The 19,729-nt window shown below is 67.1% G+C and carries 16 protein-coding genes; 11 read left to right on the plus strand and 5 right to left on the minus strand.

The genetic code is table 11. The annotated features are described in order from the left end of the window. Nucleotides 1-22: 22 nt before the first annotated feature. A complete protein-coding gene (locus ACFQXB_RS08775) occupies nt 23-535 on the minus strand; it encodes a hypothetical protein (RefSeq protein ID WP_377402279.1) in 513 nt (170 codons plus the stop codon). 169 nt (nt 536-704) lie between these two features. On the opposite strand from ACFQXB_RS08775, the gene ACFQXB_RS08780 reads away from it, so the two are divergent. The 5 genes from ACFQXB_RS08780 (at nt 705) to ACFQXB_RS08800 (ending at nt 7,757) form a co-directional block, all read left to right on the plus strand. Next, a complete protein-coding gene (locus ACFQXB_RS08780; protein ID WP_377402282.1) occupies nt 705-3,017 on the plus strand; it encodes an FdhF/YdeP family oxidoreductase in 2,313 nt (770 codons plus the stop codon). After that, nucleotides 3,014-3,895 carry a formate dehydrogenase accessory sulfurtransferase FdhD gene (gene fdhD, locus ACFQXB_RS08785; RefSeq protein WP_377402285.1) on the plus strand — a complete coding sequence of 294 codons (882 nt, stop codon included), beginning with the start codon at nt 3,014-3,016 and terminating at the stop codon, nt 3,893-3,895. The genes ACFQXB_RS08780 and fdhD overlap by 4 nt, the downstream gene beginning before the upstream one ends. 527 nt (nt 3,896-4,422) lie before the next feature. Beyond that, nucleotides 4,423-6,057: a GMC family oxidoreductase gene (locus ACFQXB_RS08790; RefSeq protein ID WP_377402288.1), complete on the plus strand. Its 1,635-nt coding sequence runs from the start codon at nt 4,423-4,425 to the stop codon at nt 6,055-6,057. A gap of 42 nt (nt 6,058-6,099) precedes the next feature. Beyond that, complete coding sequence (locus ACFQXB_RS08795) at nt 6,100-7,257, plus strand: zinc-dependent alcohol dehydrogenase (RefSeq protein ID WP_377402291.1); 1,158 nt, start codon at nt 6,100-6,102, stop codon at nt 7,255-7,257. A gap of 14 nt (nt 7,258-7,271) precedes the next feature. Then, nucleotides 7,272-7,757 (plus strand): hypothetical protein, encoded by a 486-nt coding sequence (locus ACFQXB_RS08800; RefSeq protein ID WP_377402294.1) that lies wholly within the window; start codon nt 7,272-7,274, stop codon nt 7,755-7,757. Nucleotides 7,758-7,864: 107 nt separating this feature from the next. On the opposite strand, the gene efp is transcribed toward ACFQXB_RS08800, so the two are convergent. Continuing rightward, complete coding sequence (gene efp, locus ACFQXB_RS08805) at nt 7,865-8,431, minus strand: elongation factor P (protein WP_377402297.1); 567 nt, start codon at nt 8,429-8,431, stop codon at nt 7,865-7,867. A 114-nt stretch (nt 8,432-8,545) separates the two neighbouring features. On the opposite strand from efp, the gene epmA reads away from it, so the two are divergent. Further along, entirely contained in the window at nt 8,546-9,595 is a 1,050-nt protein-coding gene (gene epmA, locus ACFQXB_RS08810; RefSeq protein WP_377402300.1) for an EF-P lysine aminoacylase EpmA, read from the plus strand. A 22-nt stretch (nt 9,596-9,617) separates the two neighbouring features. After that, entirely contained in the window at nt 9,618-10,169 is a 552-nt protein-coding gene (locus tag ACFQXB_RS08815; RefSeq protein ID WP_377402303.1) for a sugar O-acetyltransferase, read from the plus strand. A 134-nt stretch (nt 10,170-10,303) separates the two neighbouring features. On the opposite strand, the gene ACFQXB_RS08820 is transcribed toward ACFQXB_RS08815, so the two are convergent. Continuing rightward, entirely contained in the window at nt 10,304-11,947 is a 1,644-nt protein-coding gene (locus ACFQXB_RS08820; protein ID WP_377402306.1) for a sensor histidine kinase, read from the minus strand. A 325-nt stretch (nt 11,948-12,272) separates the two neighbouring features. Between ACFQXB_RS08820 and ACFQXB_RS08825 the strand changes: the two genes are divergently transcribed. The 3 genes from ACFQXB_RS08825 (at nt 12,273) to ACFQXB_RS08835 (ending at nt 15,284) form a co-directional block, all read left to right on the plus strand. Further along, complete coding sequence (locus ACFQXB_RS08825) at nt 12,273-13,292, plus strand: TRAP transporter substrate-binding protein (protein ID WP_377402309.1); 1,020 nt, start codon at nt 12,273-12,275, stop codon at nt 13,290-13,292. A gap of 115 nt (nt 13,293-13,407) precedes the next feature. Then, nucleotides 13,408-14,004 (plus strand): TRAP transporter small permease, encoded by a 597-nt coding sequence (locus ACFQXB_RS08830; RefSeq protein WP_377402312.1) that lies wholly within the window; start codon nt 13,408-13,410, stop codon nt 14,002-14,004. Continuing rightward, nucleotides 14,001-15,284, plus strand: coding sequence for a TRAP transporter large permease (locus ACFQXB_RS08835; protein WP_377402315.1), 1,284 nt, complete (start codon nt 14,001-14,003; stop codon nt 15,282-15,284). The genes ACFQXB_RS08830 and ACFQXB_RS08835 overlap by 4 nt, the downstream gene beginning before the upstream one ends. On the opposite strand, the gene ACFQXB_RS08840 is transcribed toward ACFQXB_RS08835, so the two are convergent. After that, complete coding sequence (locus tag ACFQXB_RS08840) at nt 15,281-16,798, minus strand: acetyl-CoA hydrolase/transferase family protein (RefSeq protein ID WP_377402318.1); 1,518 nt, start codon at nt 16,796-16,798, stop codon at nt 15,281-15,283. The genes ACFQXB_RS08835 and ACFQXB_RS08840 overlap by 4 nt on opposite strands. Nucleotides 16,799-17,111: 313 nt before the next feature. Here ACFQXB_RS08840 and ACFQXB_RS08845 point away from each other — a divergent pair, with 313 nt between their 5' ends. Continuing rightward, nucleotides 17,112-18,620 (plus strand): ABC transporter substrate-binding protein, encoded by a 1,509-nt coding sequence (locus ACFQXB_RS08845; RefSeq protein ID WP_377402321.1) that lies wholly within the window; start codon nt 17,112-17,114, stop codon nt 18,618-18,620. 339 nt (nt 18,621-18,959) lie between these two features. Here the strand turns inward: ACFQXB_RS08845 and ACFQXB_RS08850 are convergent, their stop codons facing one another. After that, the gene (locus ACFQXB_RS08850) at nt 18,960-19,721 is read right to left on the minus strand and encodes an IclR family transcriptional regulator domain-containing protein (protein ID WP_377402324.1); all 762 of its coding nucleotides are present in this window, start codon (nt 19,719-19,721) and stop codon (nt 18,960-18,962) included. Nucleotides 19,722-19,729: the final 8 nt, after the last annotated feature.

Genomic DNA, 19,729 nt, shown 5'->3' on the forward strand with positions numbered 1-19,729 from the left:
GCGGCAGGCGGGCCAGCGGCGATCAGTGCAGATCCGGCAACGCCTCGGTCCCGCGCCGCAATTCGCCGGCGACGGAGCCTTCGATCTGGCGCAGGCCAAGGGCCAGCGTGCCCCCCCAGACCAGATGCGCCGCGATCATCAGCAGGTTGCGCCGCAGCGGATGGCGATGCGCGGGCTTCAGAAGCCCCGAGGCCGGAACCCAGCCGAAATAGCTTGCCGTCCAGACCGTCACGCCATAGGCGGCCCCCGTCCCTGCACCCCGGCGCTGCTGAAGTGCGAAGAGCGCGCCGGTGGCTGCGCCGAACAGCGCATGGGCGATCAGGGTCGCATTGGCCAGCCCTGCCTCGTCCCGGCCCGGATCGGCAACGCTGCGGCCCTCGCCCCGCAGCGCGCCGATGATTTCCCGGGGTGGCAGCGGATAGCGGTCGCGGGCGGGCAATCTGCGCGCCAGTTGCCGCGCTGTTGCGGTCATGGCGACCGTTGCCGCCGTTCCCGCGATGGCGCCCTGCAACAACCGGTATGGCAAACGGTTCATGTGGTTCTCCTTTTCCTGGCAGCCCCGCGCATCGGCCTTCCGCGACGGCCCGCGCGGCGTCGCAGTCTAACCCGTGGAGCCTGTCGCCTGTTCCGCGGAATGCCGCGCGGGGAACATCCGCGCCTGCCACCGGTTCACCCCCCAAACGTCTCGAGCCGAAGGACACGTCATGCAGCGCAAGACCAAGATCAAACCCTATCCAGGACCTGCCGGCGGCTGGGGATCGCTGAAATCCGTTTCGCGGCACATGAAGAAGCAGCACCTCATCCCCGAGGCGATGCCGGCCCTTGAACGCCAGAACAAGCCCAAGGGCTTTGCCTGCGTCAGCTGCGCCTGGGCCAAGCCCCATCCTGCCCATGCCGCCGAATTCTGCGAGAACGGCGCCAAGGCCACCTTCTGGGAACTGACCAAGAACCGCACCCCGCCCGAGTTCTTTGCCCGCCACAGCGCCGCCGAGCTGCGGCTCTGGCCCGATCACGACCTGGAACAGGAGGGCCGGCTGACCCATCCGATGCGCTTCAACCACGAGACCGACCGCTACGAACCGGTCAGCTGGGACGAAGCCTTTGCCGAAATCGGCCGCGAACTGGCCGAGATCCGCGCCCGCGATCCCAGGCGCGCGGTGTTCTATACCTCGGGCCGCGCCTCGCTGGAAACCAGCTACATGTACCAGTTGTTCGCCCGGCTTTACGGCAACAACAACCTGCCCGACAGTTCCAACATGTGCCATGAAAGCACCTCGGTCGCGCTGCCGGAAAGCATCGGCGTGCCGATCGGCACCGTCCAGCTCGAGGATTTCCAGGAAACCGACACGATCTTCTTCTTCGGCCAGAACGTGGGCTCGAACAGTCCGCGCATGTTGCACCAGCTCAAGGATGCGCGGGAAAACGGGGCGCGGATCGTCACCTTCAACCCCCTGCGCGAACGCGGGCTGGAAAGCTTCATCGATCCGCAGGACCCGGTGCAGATGATCACGCGCGATGCGACCGAAATCAGCCAGGAATACCACCAGCTGCGCGCCGGCGGCGATATCGCCGCGATCACGGGCCTTTCCAAGGCGGTGTTCGATCTGGACGACGCGGCCCGCGCGGCCGGTGCCCCGCGGGTGCTGGATACCGAATTCATCGAGCAGCACACCCACGGCTTTGCCGCGTTCGAGGCCCATGTCCGTGCCACCGGCTGGGACGACATCACCCGCGAATGCAGCCTGACCCGCGCCGACATCGAATCCGCTGCCCGGATCTATGCCGAGGGCAAATCGGTGATCGCGATCTATGGCATGGGCCTCACCCAGCACAAGCGCGGGGTGGAGACGATCCAGATGCTGGTCAACCTGCTGCTGATGCGCGGCAATATCGGCAAGCGGGGCGCCGGCATCTGCCCAGTGCGGGGCCATTCCAACGTTCAGGGCCAGCGCACCGTCGGCATCACCGAAAAGCCCGAGCTTGCCCCGATGGACAAGCTGGCCGAGCTTTACGGCTTCACCCCGCCCGAGGACGAGGGCCACACCACCGTCACTGCCTGCCAGGCCATCATCAATGGCGAGGTCGATGCCTTCGTGGGCCTGGGTGGCAACTTTGTCCGCGCCATCCCCGAGCGGGAGTTGATGGAGGCGCACTGGCCCCGGATGCGGCTGACGGTCCAGATCGCCACCAAGCTGAACCGCAGCCATCTGATCAACGGTCAGGTCGCCTATCTGCTGCCCTGTCTGGGCCGGCTCGAGATCGACCGGCAGGCCAGTGGAGAACAGGTGGTCACGATCGAGGACAGCACCGGCAAGTTCCACGCCTCGGTGCCGATCCGCGAACCGGCCAGCCCGCATCTTCTGTCGGAACCGGCGATCGTGGCCGGCATCGCCAAGGCCACGCTGCCTGCCAATCCGAAAGTGGACTGGGACGGCTGGGTGGCCGGTTACGCCCGGATCCGCGACGCCATGGGTCGCACCTGGCCCGAGTTGTTCACCGATTTCAACGAGACCATGTGGACCCCCGGAGGAATTTCCCGCCCCATTCCGGCACGTGAGCGCGTCTGGCAGACCGAAACCGGCAAGGCCAACTTCAAGCTGCCCTCGGCCCTGACGGCGAGCTTCGACGAAGGCCATGACCCGGCCGTGCTGCGGCTGATCACGCTGCGCAGCAACGACCAGTTCAACACCACGATCTACGGCTATCGCGACCGGTTCCGCGGCATCTATGGCACGCGCATGGTGGTGCTGTTGTGCGACGAGGACATGCAGCGCCTGGGCGTCGAGGACGGCGCGATCGTCTCGATGGAGACAGCGGTGGATGACGGCGTGCACCGGCGGATGGACGGGTTCCGGGTGGTGCGCTATGGCATCCCGAAAGGCTGCGTCGGGGCCTATTATCCCGAAGCGAACGCGCTGATCCCGCTGTGGCAGCATGCCGAGAAAAGCATGGTTCCCGCCGCCAAGTCGGTGCCGGTGCGCATCATCACCCGCGCCATGGTCGAGGCCGCGGAATGAACGCCGCAGTAACGACAGTGGCCCCCGCGCAGGACCTGTCGCCCATGCAGGATGCGCGGCGGGGCTTTCCCGCCCATGAACAGGTCATGCCGCTGCGCTGGCGCAGCCAGCCGTCGCGGGCATGCCGCGATGTGCCGGCGGAAACCGCCGTGGCGATCGTTGCGAACGGAACCAGCCATGCGGTGATGATGGCAACCCCGGATGATCTCGAGGATTTCGCCGTGGGCTTTGCCCTGACCGAGGGCCTGATCACCCGTCTCGATCAGGTCGAGGAGATCGAGGTGGTGGCCCATCCGCGCGGGCTTGAGGCGCGGCTCTGGCTTCAGGAAGGGCGGGCCCGCGCGCTCGCGTCCCGGCGCCGGCAGATGGCGGGCCCAACGGGATGCGGCATGTGCGGGCTGGAAAGCCTGGACGAGGCGCTGCGCGAGGTGCCCCGGGTCGAGGCGGAGTGCGAGCTGCGGCCTGCGGATGTGGTGCGGGCGATGGCGGCGCTGGGGGGCCAACAGCACCTGCACGCCCGCACCCGCGCCGTTCATGCCGCCGCCTTCTGGACCCCGCGCGGCGGCATCCTTGCCCTGCGCGAGGATGTCGGCCGCCACAATGCGCTCGACAAGCTGGTGGGCGCGCTGGCCCGGCAGGGGGTGCAGGACCGCTACGGGCTGCTGCTTCTGACCAGCCGCGTCTCGCTTGAAATGGTGCAGAAGGCGGCGATCGGCGGCTTTCCGATGCTGGCCGCAGTCTCGGCACCGACGGCCAGCGCGCTTGAGGCCGGGGCATCGGCAGGGATGACCGTGATCGGCGTGACGCGCGACGACGGGTTCGAGATCTTTACCCATCCCCGACGCATCACCGGCGCGACTGTCCCCATATCCGCCTGACGCGCCCTCCGGCAAAGGCGGGCGCTCCGACGGGAAACAGGCGTTCCCGCGCGTCCTCGCCCGCGCCCGGTGTCATCGGCCGGGCCGGAAGATGCTCCGCCTCAGACGGGGTGCATCCCCTGAAAAGCAGCGCCTTGCCGCGCCCTTGGCTCGGGCCGGGGCCGCCGTTCCCGGCTCGGCGTCGCCGTCTTCGCCGGTGGGCAGGGCGAGACAGGCGCTTCTGCATCATGGCGCGTCACGGGCCTGAGAACGGCCGGGCAATTTGCCCCAGGGCCGAGCGCAGCGGACCAGTCAGAACGTCGGGAAGGGCCGCGACAGCGGGCTTGGCAAGCCTTGCGCCTGACTGGCATCTGCCTTGCCCACCGGGCCGGGGCCGGCGGGTGCGTCACCGCGGCCAGCGGCGGGATGGCCGTTTCGCGGCGAAACGTGGGCGGGTCAAGGCCGGAATGCCGCAGCCTGGCCCCCTTGTGCGGCGGCCCCCGTCCTGAGATGGTGCAAAAGGGACGGCAGGGCGCCAGGGGGGACGAATGGGGGATTACGATTACATCGTGATCGGTGCAGGCAGTGCGGGCTGCGTGATGGCGAACCGGCTTTCCGCCGATCCGCGCCACCGGGTGCTGCTGCTGGAGGCAGGTGGCAAGGACAATTACCACTGGGTGCATATCCCGGTGGGCTATCTCTACTGCATCGGCAATCCGCGCACCGACTGGTGCTTCTCCACCCAGCCCGAACCGGGGCTGAACGGGCGCAGCCTGGCCTACCCGCGCGGGCGCATCCTGGGGGGCTGTTCCTCGATCAATGGCATGATCTACATGCGCGGCCAGTCCGCCGATTATGACGGCTGGCGGCAGATGGGCTGCACCGGCTGGGGCTGGGACGACGTGCTGCCGCTGTTCCTGCGCCAGGAGGACCATCACCTGGGCGCCAGCGATCTGCATGGCGCGGGCGGCGAATGGCGGGTGGAACGGGCGCGGGTGCGCTGGGACGTGCTGGACGCCTTCCTTGACGCCGCCGAACAGGCCGGCATCCCCCGCAGCGCCGATTTCAACACCGGCGACAACGAAGGCGGCGGGTATTTCGAGGTGAACCAGCGCTCGGGCATCCGCTGGAACACTTCCAAGGCCTTCCTGCGCCCGGCAATGGCACGGCCCAATCTGCGGGTGCTGACCCATGCGCAGGTGGTGCGCCTGATCGTCGAACAGGGCGAGGTGCGCGGCGTGGTCTATCAGCGCGACGGCCAGCTGCACGAGGCCCGCGCGGGCGCCGAAACCGTGCTTTGCGCCGGGGCGATCGGATCGCCCCATATCCTCGAATTGTCGGGGATCGGGCGCGGGGAGGTGTTGCAGGCAGCGGGCATCAGCCCCGTTGCGGATGTGGCGGATGTGGGCGAGAACCTCCAGGACCACCTGCAGCTGCGCATGGTCTTCAAGGTGACCGGCGTGCCGACACTGAACGAAAAGGCCTCGAGCCTGTTCGGCAAGGCGGCGATCGGGTTCGAATATCTGGCGCGGCGTTCGGGGCCGATGTCGATGGCGCCAAGCCAGCTGGGCATCTTTACCCGTTCCGGCCCCGACAAGGCGACACCGGATCTGCAATACCATGTGCAGCCGGTCTCGCTCGACAAGTTCGGGGATCCGGTTCACCGCTTCCCGGCCATCACCGCCAGCGTCTGCAACCTGCGCCCCGAAAGCCGCGGATCGGTGCATGCGGCGGGCCCGGATTTTCGCGCGGCCCCGGCGATCCGCCCCAACTACCTTTCGACCGAAGGCGACCGCGAGGTGGCGGTGCGGTCCCTGCGCCTGACCCGCAGGATCGCCAGCCAGCCGGCCTTCGCGCGGTATCACCCCGAGGAGTTCCGCCCCGGCGCCCATTGCGAAAGCCACGACGATCTGGTGCGCGCGGCCGGCGATATCGGCACGACCATCTTCCACCCCACCGGCACCTGCCGCATGGGCGCCGATCCGGGCAGCGTGGTGGACCCGCGGCTGCGGCTGCGCGCGCTGGGGCGGCTGCGGATCGCCGATGCCTCGGTCATGCCGCGCATCGTGTCGGGCAATACCAATTCGCCGACGATCATGATCGCCGAAAAGGCCGCCGAGATGATCCTTGCCGATGCGCGGGTCGGCAGCGCCCCGGCGGGGGTGGCCCGCACAGGAACATAAGCCCGGGCCAGCGGTTCAACCCCGATCAGAACGGAGTTGCATATGCTGGCGATGAATTACAGAGGGCCCTACCGGGTCCGCGTCGATCACAAGCCGATGCCGGAAATCCTGCACCCGCAGGATGCCATCGTGCGGGTGACGCGGTCCTGCATCTGCGGGTCGGACCTGCACCTTTATCACGGGATGGTGCCCGACACCCGCATCGGCCACACCTTCGGCCATGAATTCACCGGAATCGTCGAAGAGGTCGGCGGCGCGGTCGAGAACCTGAAGCCCGGCGATCATGTGATCGTGCCCTTCAACATCGCCTGCGGCAAATGCCATTTCTGCCGGCAGGGCCTGTTCGGCAACTGCCACGAGGCAAACCCCCAGGCCACGGCAGTGGGCGGGATCTTCGGCTATTCGCATACCGCGGGCGGCTATGACGGCGGGCAGGCGGAATATGTCCGCGTGCCCTATGCCGATGTCGGGCCGGTGCGCATCCCCGAGGGCATGGATGTCGAGGATGCGGTGATGCTGACCGATGTGGTGCCCACCGGCTATCAGGCCGCCGAGATGGGCGGCATCGCCCGTGGCGATACGGTGGTGGTGTTCGGGGCGGGGCCCGTGGGCATCATGGCCGCGCGCTGTGCCTGGCTGTTCGGGGCGGGCCGGGTGATCGTCATCGACCATATCGACTACCGGCTGGATTTCGTCCGTCAGTATGCCCCGGCCGAGGTCTACAACTTCCGCTCGCTGGAAGATCCGGTCTGGTTCATCAAGAAGATCACCGACGGGCTGGGGGCCGATGTCTGCATCGATGCGGTGGGCGGCGATGCCGCGGGAAGCGCGTTGCAGACGATCACGGGTGCCAAGCTCAAGCTGCAGGCGGGTGCCGCCACTGCCCTTGTCTGGGCGATCAATGCGGTCAAGAAGGGCGGGATCGTCTCGATCGTGGGCGTCTATGGGCCGACGGCGAACATGGTGCCGATCGGCAATGTGCTGAACAAGGGCATCACGATCCGCGCCAATCAGGCCTCGGTCAAACGGCTTCTGCCACGGCTGATCGACCATGTGCAGGCCGGACGGATCGACCCCAAGGCGCTGGTCACGCATCGGATCCCGCTTGAGGAGATTTCCGATGCCTATCACATCTTCTCGGCGAAGCTCGACGGCTGCATCAAGCCGGTGCTGGTGCCCCCCACCGGCGACCGGCGTTGAAAGGAGGCGCGACCATGACCAAGCGGATCGATCCGAAACAGGTGCCCGGCTGGGGCATCGACGCCGACCCGGCCAACAACCCGACCTATCCGATGCGCGACATCACCAGGGACGACAAGGGCGGCATGAACTGGGCGCGCCCACCCCTGCAACCGCCGGGGGTCGAGGTGCTGTGTTCGACCGAACACCAGCGCCGCACCGCCGTCTTCGGCACCTCGGCCCCGCCCAGCGGACTGAGCGGCATGCTGCGCCGGGTGGCCTTTACCCGCAGCGAGGGACGCTGGAGCCACTGGCTGATCCTGCTGTTCGCCGACCGGATCAACGTCGTGGAAGGCGTTCTGGAGGATCTGGGCAAGGGCCGGGTGCCGAACATCCCCGTCGAGATGGGGCTGAAATCCGAACTGCGCCATAACCCGCAGGGCTTCATGCGCAAGGTGGCGGTTGTCAGCGGGGTGATCACGCTCGCGATGCTTCTGCGGGCCCGCAGCCGCGCGCGCTGACGCCGCGGCGGAGGGGCCGCGCCGTGGCGCCGGCGATAGGGGCGCCGCGGCGGTCTGTTGCAGCCCCCGCCTGTGGTCCCGCGGGGCTGACCGCCGTTCCCGTGCGGTCAGTCCTTGGCGCGCTCGACATAGGTCATGTCGGCAGTCGAGATCACGATGCGGGTGCCTGCGCTGATATGGGGCGGCACCATCACGCGCAGCCCGTTGGTCAGCATGGCCGGCTTGTAGGAGGCCTGCGAGGTCTGACCCTTGAGGACCGGCTCGGTCTCGGCGATCTCGACAGTCATCTTCTGCGGCAGTTCCAGCGCGATCGCGACTTCCTGATAGGTCTTGAGCATCACGCGCAGCCCCTCGGTCAGGAACACCTTCTGGTCGCCGACCACATCCGGAGCCACGGTCACCTGTTCATAGCTTTCGGGCTGCATGAAGTGAAAGCCCTCGCCATCCTCGTAAAGAAAGTCGTATTCGCGTTCATCGACATGGGCGCGTTCGACCTGTTCGGTGGTGCGCCAGCGCTCCGACACCTTCACCCCGTCGCCGATGCGACGCATGTCCACCTGCGTTACCGGTGTTCCCTTGCCGGGATGGAAATTCTCGGCGGTCAGCACGACATAGAGCTTTCCATCGATATCGACGACATTTCCCTTGCGCAGGCTCGAAGCGATCACTTTCACGGGCGGTGCATCCTTGTTCCGGACTTGTTCTGAAGATGGGCGCGTCCTAGAACGTCCCTTGCCCCCCGCCTAGCGCAAAACGATCCATATCTCCAGCCGAAAGCCGCAGTTGCCGTGACCGACCACCCGACCGAGACCCCCTGGTGGAACCCCGCCTTCCATGCCGACCGGCGCCCGCTGCTTTTGGCGCGCAACCGCATCCTCGCGGCGCTGCGCGGCTGGTTCGCCGCCGAGGATTTTCTGGAGGTCGATCCTGCCGCCCTCCAGGTCAGCCCCGGAAACGAGACACATCTTCACGGCTTTGCCACGCGGATGATCGGCACCGACGGGCAGGCGCGGCCCATGTATCTGCACACCTCGCCCGAATTCGCGATGAAGAAGCTGCTGGCGGCGGGCGAAAGGCGCATCGCCGCCTTCAGCCATGTCTGGCGCAACCGGGAACGCGGGCCGCTGCACAGCCCCGAATTCACGATGCTGGAATGGTATCGCGCCGAAGAACCCTATGAGCGGCTGATGGAGGATTGCGCGGTGATCCTGCGCCTGGCGGCCACGGCGGCGGGCAGCGTGCAGTTGCGCTTTCGCGATCGCCTCTGCGATCCCTTCGCCGCACCCGAACGGCTGGATCTGGCCGAAGCCTGCCGCCGCCATGCCGGGGTGGACCTTCTCGCCAGCATCGGACCCGAGGGCGCCCCCGATGCGACCGCCCTTGCGCGGGCGATGGCCGCAGCCGGGCTGCGCACCGCCGCCGATGACACCTGGTCGGACATGCTGTCGCGGCTGCTGGTCGAACGGGTCGAGCCGCAGCTTGGCCTTGGCCGCCCGACCATCCTTGACCGCTATCCCGCAGCCGAGGCGGCGCTGGCCCGTCGCCTGCCTGCCGACCCCCGCCTTGCCGAAAGGTTCGAGCTTTATGCCTGCGGGGTCGAGCTTGCAAACGGGTTCGGGGAACTGACCGATCCTGCGGAACAACGCCGCCGTTTCACGCTTGAGATGGACGAGAAGCACCGCATCCATGGCGAGCGCTATCCGCTGGACGAGGATTTTCTGGCGGCACTGGCGCTGATGCCCCCGGCCAGCGGCATCGCGCTTGGCCTTGACCGGCTGGTGATGCTGGCCACGGGGGCGCCGCGGCTGGATGCGGTGATCTGGACACCGGTCGCCTGAGGGCGCTGACAGGAGGCGCGGAATGGACAGCGAGAAGGCCCGGATGCTGGCGGGCGCGCCCTACCGTGCCGATGACCCCGAACTTGCGGCGGAACGGGCGCGGGCCGAGGCCTTCCTGCAGCAGATCAACACCGGGCCTCCGGCGCAGCGCCCTGCCCTTCTGGGCCAGTTGCTGGGAACGATGGGCGAGGGCGCGGTGATCCGGCCGCCGTTTCACTGCGATTATGGCTACAATATCCGGCTGGGGGCGGACGTATTCCTCAACTTCGGCTGTGTGATCCTTGATGTGGCCGAGGTCAGCATCGGTGCGGCCACCCAGATCGGCCCCGGCGTGCAGATCCTGACCGCCGATCATCCGCGGGATCCGTCCCGGCGTCGGGCCGGGCTGGAATCGGGCAGGCCGGTGCAAATAGGGGAAAATGTCTGGATCGGTGGCGGCGCGCTTCTGCTTCCCGGGGTGCATGTGGGTGCGGAGGCAATCATCGGTGCCGGCGCGGTGGTGACGCGCGATGTCGCAGCCGGCAGCACGGTGGCCGGAAACCCCGCCCGGCCCCTTGCACCCGGAAGGGTCTGATACCATCCCCCTGCCCCGTTCCGCTGCCCCGTTCCGCTGCCGGCAGGATTGCTGCGGCGGATCCCCGCACGGCGGCCGCGCCGCAAGGCACCTTCGCCCGTCGGCGTCACCGGACGGAGGGCGCTGCCCGCGGATCAGGCGGCGGGCTGGGCGGTGATGCCCTGCGCATCCTTCTGCAACTGCGCCAGAGCGCCTTCGCGCACCGGAAAGACAAGGCGGAACCCGATCCCCGATGTGCCAAGCCCGGGGGTGGTGGTCAGCTGGCCCTCGATCTGTGACACCAGCGCGCCCACGATCTTGAGCCCTGAACTGCGGTTGCCCTCCTCTATCGCGCCACGCCCGTCGTCGGCGATCTCGAGCACCGCGTGATCCGGGCCGTCGCGCGTCAGGGCGACGCGGATCGTCCCGCCAGGGCGGTCGGGGAAGGCGTGCTTGACGCTGTTGGTCACCAGCTCGGTAGCGATGAGGGCAAGCGGCCCGGCCGTATCCGCGCCCAGCCGTATTCCCCTCTCGAGCCGCAGATCCAGGGCGATGCCGCGTTCGGGCGGGACAACGGCGGCACTTTCGCAGATCTGGCGCAGCAGAAGCCCGAGATCCACATGCAGCGCATCGGTCGCCTTGTGCAGAAGGTCATGCACCTCGGCAATGGCATGAACCCGGGCGCGCAGCGCCACCGCATCGACCTGCCCGCGGTGACGCAGCTGCATGCCGATCATGCTTTCGACCAGCGCGAGGTTGTTCTTGACCCGGTGGTTCAGTTCTTGCAGCAGCTGGACGCGCTGTGCGGCCAGGCGTTCGGCCTGTTCCAGCCGCTTGTGGCTTTCCTCGGCGGCGAGACGCGCCACGACGGCGCGCCGCACCTGCCCGCTGAGAAAGAACGAAAAGGCTGCAATCACCGCCAGAAGTCCCCAGATCGGCGCGGCGCGCGACAGCCAGCTCAGCCGAAGCTCGCGCACGGGCGTGCCGAAATTGGCAAACAGCGGCAGGTCGTCCAGCTTGGAGAAGGCGTAGAGCCGCTCGATTCCGTCAGCAAGCCCCACTGAACGGTAAAAGCCGCTGTCGGCCACGGCCCGCGCCTGCATGGCCAGGGTTTCCGGCGCGACACGCATCGGCACCGAGGGCACATGGCGCAGAAGGATGATGCCATCCTCGGTCATGAGCGAGGCAGCCTCGCGCGGGCCCGAGGCGATGCCGCTCAGGAACTCCCGCACGGCCGTGACCGCAACCGTCGAGACGATGACGCCGCTGAAATCGGGAAGGTCAAAGCGCGTGCCCACAATCAGCGCGTCGTCACCGGCGGGTTCGAGGATGCGCCGGTCAATGGCGACGGGCTGCCCGGCGGCGATCTTGTCAAGATAGTCGCGCTGCCCGAACTGGACCTCCGTCGGATGTGACCGGCTTGACGCGATGACGCGCCCGTCAAGCGTCATCACCGCAATGCCGTGGCTCGCATCCTGCGGCGCCTCGATTCCCGCCAGAAACTGGTGGAACTCGGCGCTGCCAAGGGCATCGGCGCCCAGTTGCAGCGCATGCTGGCGCGCGGCGCTGTGCAGGGTCATCTGGATCTGCACCAGCCTGTGAACGAACTGCCGGGTCAGGGCGACGTTTTCCTGCGCCCGGTCGCGGCCGCGCGCCATTTCGTCCTGATAGGACCAGATCCCCCAGATGATGCCGCCCAGAAGCGGCAGAAGCAGGCTGCCCAGCCGCAGCACAGCCAGCGCATTGGGCGCCTTTCTGGCGGTCGGGCCATTCCCGCCGTTGCCGGTCCGTTCCGTCATGTGCTGTTCCGTCTGCCCGGTCTGCCCGATCGGGCCGGCGTCACCTTAGAGGCAATGGGCCGGATTTGAAAGTGGGACATGCTGCAGCGCCTTCCGGTTGCGGATCCGGCGGGAATATGGGACAAGTGCCCATGGATGCCTCGGCGGCCCGTCTTGGGCCCGGGGCCGTGTTCCGCCCGGTCCGGCGCAGTCCAGCCAGGACAGCCCGGCCGCGCCAGAGGCGCGATGATCGGACCGGGGTGCCGGCTGGCACGGACACTCTCTGCCGGGTCAAGATGGACCAGCGCGCGGCGAAACCGCCTGGCGCAAAGCCAAGGAGACAGCGATGTCATCCAGAAACCTGTTCACCGCCGCTGCGGCGGGCTGTGCCCTTTTCGCATTCGGCACCCAGGCGGCGCAGGCCGACACCTGGCGCTATGCCTTCGAGGAAGCGCTGGACGAAGTGCAGGGCGTCTTTGCCCAGAAGTTCAAGGAAGAGATCGAGGCCAATTCCGACCATGAGATCCAGCTGTTCCCCTACGGCACGCTGGGGGAATCGGCCGATATCATGGAGCAGGCCCAGGCCGGCATCCTGCAGTTCGTCAACCAGTCCCCGGGCTTTACGGGCGCGCTGATCCCCGAGGCGCAGGTGTTCTTCGTGCCTTATCTTCTGCCGCAGGATCCCGAGGAACTGAACAGCTTCTTCCGCAACTCGGTCGCCATCAACGAGATGTTCCCCGAGCTTTATGCCGAACAGGGGCTGGAACTGCTGACGATGTATCCCGAGGGCGAGGTGGCGATCACCACCAAGGCCCCGATGCGCAGCCCCGAGGATCTGAACGAGGTCAAGATCCGGGTCATGACCAACCCGCTGCTGGTGGAAAGCTACCGCGCCTTCGGGGCAACGCCGACGCCGCTGCCCTGGGGCGAAGTCTATGGCGGGTTGCAGACCAACCTGATCCAAGGGCAGGAAAACCCGGCCTTCTTCATCGAATCCACGCGCATGTACGAGGTGACCGACCACATCACCTTTGCCGGCCACAACAACTTCACCACGGCGCTGATGGCCAACAAGGACTTCTTCGACGGGTTGTCCGAGGAAGATCAGGAACTGATCCGCGCCGCGACCGAAGCGGCCTTTGATCATATCCTCGACTATCAGGAAGGCCTGACCGAGGCCTCGCTGGACGCGATCCGCGCGGCGCGGCCCGAGGTGACGATCACCTGGCTGAGCGAGGAAGAACGCGCGCCCTTCGAGGCATCGGCCGAAAGCGTGGAAGCGACCTTCATCGAGATGACCGGAAGTCGCGGCCAGGAGATCCTCGATCAGATGAAGGCCGATCTTGCCGCAGCCGCGGAAGGCTGAGCCGCAGGGCTGGAGCTATGGCGCTGATCCGGCGTGCCGAGCCCGGCCAGAGCGTCGGGCCGCGGGCGGGGCGCTTCCGGCGCCCTGCGCCTGAACCATTACGGGACAAACCCAGGTGTCAGAGACAAGCGAGGCCGCACGGCCGCCATCGGCCCTTCCGGGCATCTTCGGCCTGATCGACGGGGCGATCGCCCGGATCGAGGCGTTCTTTCTGGCGGCAGGCGTGTTGCTGATGGCGCTGAACGTGGTGGCCAATGTCGTCGGCCGCTTTGCCTTCGGGCGCAGCATCCAGTCGGCGGAAGAGATCAACCGGATCCTCATCATCCTGATCACCTTCGCCGGGCTCAGCTATGCGGCGCGTCAGGGGCGACATATCCGCATGTCGGCCTTCTATGACCGGCTGCCCCAGCGCGGGCGCAAGATCATGATGATCTTCATCAGCCTCGTGACGGCCGCGATCATGTTCGCCCTGTCGCGGTACGCGCTGCAATACATGCTGACACAGCAGGGCCGCGGGCGGGTTCTGCCGTCGTTGCAGATCCCGGTCTGGCTGATGCTGATCTGGGTTCCGGTCGGGTTCTTCATGGCGGGGCTGCAATATGCGCTGACCGCGTTGCGCAACCTCACCGCGCCGGGCGTGCATCTGTCCACGAGCCTCGCCGAGGCGCAGCTGCCCGATCCTGCCCTGAACCGCGGAGAGCCTGCGCCATGACCGCCACGATCCTTGGCATCATGGTGGTGCTGCTGCTTCTGGGCTTTCCGATGATGATCCCGCTGATCGCCGCGACCGGCGTCGGCTTCTACTGGCTGTTCGGCAGCCTCGACCAGCTTGAGACGATGGTGCAGCAGATGATGGCGGGGATCCGGCCCGCCTCGCTGATTGCGGTGCCGATGTTCATCTTTGCCGCTGACATCATGACGCGCGGCCAGTCCGCCGGCCGGCTGATCGACCTGGTGATGAGCCTGGTGGGCCACCGGCGCGGTGGCCTTGCCATTTCCACCGCCGCCGCCTGCACGATGTTCGGCGCCGTGTCGGGATCGACCCAGGCGACGGTGGTCGCCATCGGGTCGCCCCTGCGGCCACGGATGCTGAAGGCGGGTTACAAGGACAGCTTTGTTCTCGCGCTGATCGTCAACGCGTCGGACATCGCCTTTCTGATCCCGCCCTCGATCGGGATGATCATCTATGGCGTCGTGTCCGGCACCTCGATCGCCGAGCTGTTCATCGCCGGGATCGGGCCGGGGCTGCTGATCCTGTTCCTGTTCTCGATCTATTGCTGGATCTATGCGGTGCGCAACAACGTGGCGCCGGAACCGCGCATGGGCTGGGGCGCCCGCGCCCGGGCCCTGCAACGCGCGCTCTGGCCGCTGGGCTTCCCCGCGATCATCATCGGCGGGATCTATGGCGGCGTCTTCAGCCCGACCGAGGCCGCCTCGGCCTGTGTGCTATATGCGCTGGTGCTGGAGATGGTGGTGTTCCGCTCGCTTGATCTGCGCGGGCTGGTGGCCACGGCGCGGTCAACCGGGCTGGTGACGGCGGTGGTCTTCATTCTTGTCGCGGCGGGCGCGGCCTTTTCCTGGGTGATCTCGTTCGCGCAGATCCCGCAAGAGGTGCTGGCCAGCATCGGGATCGACCAGATGGGCCCGACGGCGGTGCTGTTCGTCATCGCCGCCGCCTTCTTCATCGGCTGCATGTTCGTCGATCCGATCGTGGTGATCCTTGTGCTGGTGCCGGTCTTTGCCCCGGTGGTGCGCGCCAGCGGGCTTGACCCGGTGCTGGTGGGCACACTGATCACGCTGCAGGTGGCGATCGGGTCGGCCACGCCCCCCTTCGGCTGCGACATCTTCACCGCGATCGCCGTCTTCCGCCGCCCCTATGCCGAGGTGATCCGCGGCACGCCGCCCTTCATCCTGATCCTTCTGGCCGTCTCGGTCGCGCTGATCCAGTTCCCGCAGATCGCGCTGTTCCTGCGCGACCTGGCCTTCGGCTAGGGGCGCATCGAGCCCGTCTCGATGAAACGTTGGTGCCAGGACAGCGCCTCGTTCAGAAGCGAGGGCGCGTGCAGCCCGTAGGAGCCGCGGCAGGCGCGGTCGAAGTAATCGGCCAGCGCCGGGCGGAAATCGGGATGGGCGCAGGTGTCGATGATGCGGCGCGCGCGCTGCTTGGGGGACAGGCCGCGCAGATCGGCAAGGCCCTGTTCGGTCACGATCACCTGCACATCCTGGGGGATGTGATCGACATGGCTGACCTGCGGCACGATCGCGCTGATCTTGCCGCCCTTCGCGGTGGAGGGCGTCATGAAGATCGAGATATAGCCATTGCGCGCGAAATCCCCCGACCCGCCGATCCCGTTCTGGATCCGCGAGCCCATGATATGGGTGGAGTTCACGTTGCCATAGATATCTGCCTCCAGCAGCCCGTTCATGGCAATGCAGCCCAGCCGCCGGATCAGTTCGGGGTGATTGCTGATTTCCTGCGGGCGCAGGATCATCTTGTCACGCCACTGGGCCATGTCGCGGTTCACCCGTGCCGCGGCCTCGGGGCTCAGCGAAAAGGCGGTGGCCGAGGCCAGGCGCAGCTTGCCCGAGTCGATCAGGTCCAGCATCCCGTCCTGGATCACCTCGGTATAGGCGGTGAGCTGCTCGAACGGCGCGTCGATCAGCCCGGTAAGAACGGCATTGGCGATGTTCCCCACCCCGGACTGGATCGGCAGCAGGTTGGGTGGCAGCCGCCCGCGCGCGACTTCATGGCCCAGAAACTCCAGCAGATGGCCGGCAATGGCCCGCGCCGTGTCATCCGGCGCCGAGAACGGGAGGTTCCGGTCGGGCGCGTCGGTTTCCACGATCGCCACGATCCGGTCGGGATCGCAGCGGAAGCCGGTGTCGCCGATCCGGTCGCCGGGATGGACCAGCGGAATCGGCACGCGGTTCGGCGGCAGGGCGGTGCCGTAATAGATGTCGTGCATCCCTTCGATCGCCGGGTTCTGCCAGCGGTTGACCTCGAGGATCACCTTGTCGGCGCGGTCAAGCCAGGTCTTGTTGTTGCCCACCGAGGACGACGGCACCAGCGTCCCGTCGGAGCGGATGCCCGTCACCTCGATCACCGCGATGTCAAGCGGACCCAGAAAGCCCTGCCAGGCCATCGGCGCCACCTGGCTCAGATGCATGTCAAAGTAATCCATCGCGCCGCTGTTGATCTTCGCCCGCGCGATGGGGTCGGAATTGTAGGGCAGCCGGAACTCGATCCCGTCAGCCTCGGCCAATGCGCCGTCCAGTTCCGGCCCGGTCGAGGCGCCGGTCCAGGCGCGGATGCGAAAGGGATCGCCTGCGTCATGGGCCGCCTTGATCCGCCGGGCCAGCGCCGTCGGCACCGCCTTGGGATAACCCGAGCCGGTAAAGCCGCTCAGCCCGATCGTGCTGCCCGACGGAATGAGCGCCGCCGCATCCTCGGCCTGCATCACCTTGGCGCGAAGCCGCGCCGCCCCGATCCTGTCCTGTGTCGTCATGCTGTACTCCTGTGCCGGGGTCAGACTAACCGCAGCCGGGGTGTCGTTTCCAGACAGGAGCAATCCGGTTATTGCCCTGACGCCACGGCATCTGATGCAATCCGGAAGCGAGCAGGACCGGAAAGATTGGCCTTTTGTGCCGCCGTCGCCTACCCTGCCCGCGCAACCGGCGCGAGAGGCCATCATCCATGGGTTTCATCATCTTCGGTCCAGGGGCCGGGCGGGGCCAGGGGCCATCGCCGGAACGGCCGGCCGGTTGCCCGGGCCGCTGCAGATCGCGGCACGGTCGCATAACCATCAGAGAGGACGATGCATGCAGAAATTGCACCTTTGGGGCGGGATCGCCGCCCTTGCCCTTGCCGCCGGCCCGGTGCTGGCCAGCGAGATGCGGATCGGTCTGAACGAGGATCCGGATTCGCTTGATCCGGCGCAGTCGCGCACCTTCGTCAGCAGCCTTGTCTACGAACAGCTGTGCGACCGGCTGTTCAATGTCAACGAAGACATGGAAATCATCCCCGAACTGGCCACTGACTGGGACTGGTCCGAGGACGGGATGTCGCTGGTCATCACGCTGCGCGATGATGTCGTGCATCACGATGGCACCGAAATGACCGGCGAAACCGTCCGCGCGGTGCTTGAGCGGAACATGACCCTGCCCGAATCCAGCCGCAAGAGCGAGCTGTCCTCGATCGAGCGGGTCGAGGCCACAGGCCCGCACGAGGTGACGATCCACCTGACCGCGCCCGATGTGACGCTGGTTGCGCATCTGTCGCACCACGCCGGGCGGATCTATTCGCCCACCGCAGCCGAGGCTGCCGGCGCGGGCTTTTCCAGCAATCCGGTCTGCACCGGCCCCTACCGGTTCGTGCAGCGCGTCGCACAGGACCGGATCGTGCTCGAGAAGTTCGAGGATCACTGGGATGCCGACAACTATCACCTGGACCGGGTGATCTACATGCCGATCCCGGATACCACCGTGCGCCTGTCGAACCTGCGCGCCGGCGATCTGGACATGGTCGAGCGCGTGGCCCCGCCCGACGTTCCGACCGTGCAATCCGACAGCCGGCTGAAGTTCTTCGAGGTGCCCAACATCGGCTATCAGGGCATGACCTTCAACGTCGGCAACGGCCCGCGCAGCGAAGAGCCGCTGGGTGCCGATCCGCGGGTGCGCAAGGCGCTGTCGCTGGCGATTGATCGCGAAGTGCTGAACCAGGTCGTGTTCGAAGGGCTTTATGTGCCCGGCAACCAGTGGGCGGCCCCCGGCACCACCTGGTATAATGAAAACGATCCGGTTCCCGCGCGCGATGTGGACGCGGCCCGCGCCCTGCTGAACGAGGCCGGGATCGACCGGCTGGCCTTCGAACTGACCACCGGCAATGCGCCCGTCGCGATGCAGGCCGGGCAGGTGATCCAGGCGATGGCCGCCGAAGCGGGCTTCGACATCACGCTGCGCGTCACGGAATTCGCGACGCTTCTGTCCGAAAACGCTGCCGGCAACTTCCAGGCGTCGCTGCAGGGCTGGTCGGGGCGGATCGACCCGGATGCGAACATCCATGTCTTCGTGTCCTGCCAGGGCGGCAACAACGACGGCCGGTATTGCAACGAAGAGGTCGATGCCATTCTGGCCGAGGCCCGCACGGTCGCCGACCCGGAAGAGCGCAAGGCGCTTTACGACCGCTCGCAAGAGATCCTGGCCGAGGAACTGCCGCTTCTTTACCTCTACCACATCAAGTATCTCTATGCGGCGCGTGAAAGCGTCGAGGGCTTCACCCCCTATGCGGATGGCGTGATCCGTCTTGCGGGCGTGACCAACAACCGCTGAGTGCGGCGTGCCGGCCCCTGCGGGCCGGCAGAACTGCCCGTTGTGCGTGCCCCGTCCCGCGGGGTTTTGCGCGGCGGGCAGTGTTTTCGGCCCATCTTCCGGACCGCCCCAGCAGCGGGACGTTGTTCATTCTGGGCCGTGATGGCCTGGCCGGCGCCTTCGATGAGCGTCGTATTCGTCCGTGACGGAGGTAAAGCGGAAAGTGGTTCTCGCCAGCTTCGGCCTTTCCCCACTAAAGGATGGCGCGGGACGCAGACCATCCCTCACCTCCTGCCGCCGCCGGTCAGCCGCGTCGCCTGACCGGCCCGGTCAGGGCGCGATCCTGCCCGGCTTGCACCGTCACCGCAGCAGGGGCCTCAGCCGTGCGGCGACCTCTTGCAGGGCGGGCAGATAGTCTGAAACCAGCGTGTCCGGCTCGGCCTGCGCGGCGGCCGCGCCGATGTTCAATCCCGCGACCACCCGCCCCGCGGCATCCCGCAGCGGCACCGCGATCGAACGAAGGCCAAGTTCGATCTCCTGGTCGATCACCGCGTAACCCTGCGCCCGGACCCGGGCAAGCTCTGCAAGGATCGTGGCGGGATCCGTAAGGGTTCGCCCTGTCCGCCCCGGCAAGGGCCCCGGCCCCAGACGCGCGCTGGCCTCTGCCTCGGGCAGCGCCGCAAGCATTACCCGCCCCATCGAGGTGCAATAGGCCGGCAGCCGCGATCCCACGCCAAGTGCGATCGACATCACCTTGCGCTGCGCCGCCCGCGCCACATAGACGATTTCGTCCCCGTCGAGGATGGACACGGACGAGCTTTGTCCGATCCGGTCCGACAGGCGGTCCAGTTCCGGCTGCACGATCTGTGGCAGGGGCATGGTGCTCAGACAGGCGGTGCCCAGACGCAGCACCCGGGGCGTCAGCGTGAAGAACTTGCCGTCGTAATCCGCATAGCCCTGATGGGCGAGCGTCAGAAGGCAGCGCCGCGCGGTGGCGCGGTCAAGCCCGCTTGCCGCTGCAACCTGCGCGATGGACTGGCGCGGCTGCGCGGCGCTAAAGGTTTCGATCACCGCCAGCCCCTTGACCAGCCCGGACATGATATCCCGGTCGGGGATCCGCATCCTCGCCT

Origin of the sequence: Halodurantibacterium daqingense, assembly GCF_042666235.1 — a bacterium.
GTDB classification, from domain to species: domain Bacteria; phylum Pseudomonadota; class Alphaproteobacteria; order Rhodobacterales; family Rhodobacteraceae; genus Halodurantibacterium; species Halodurantibacterium daqingensis.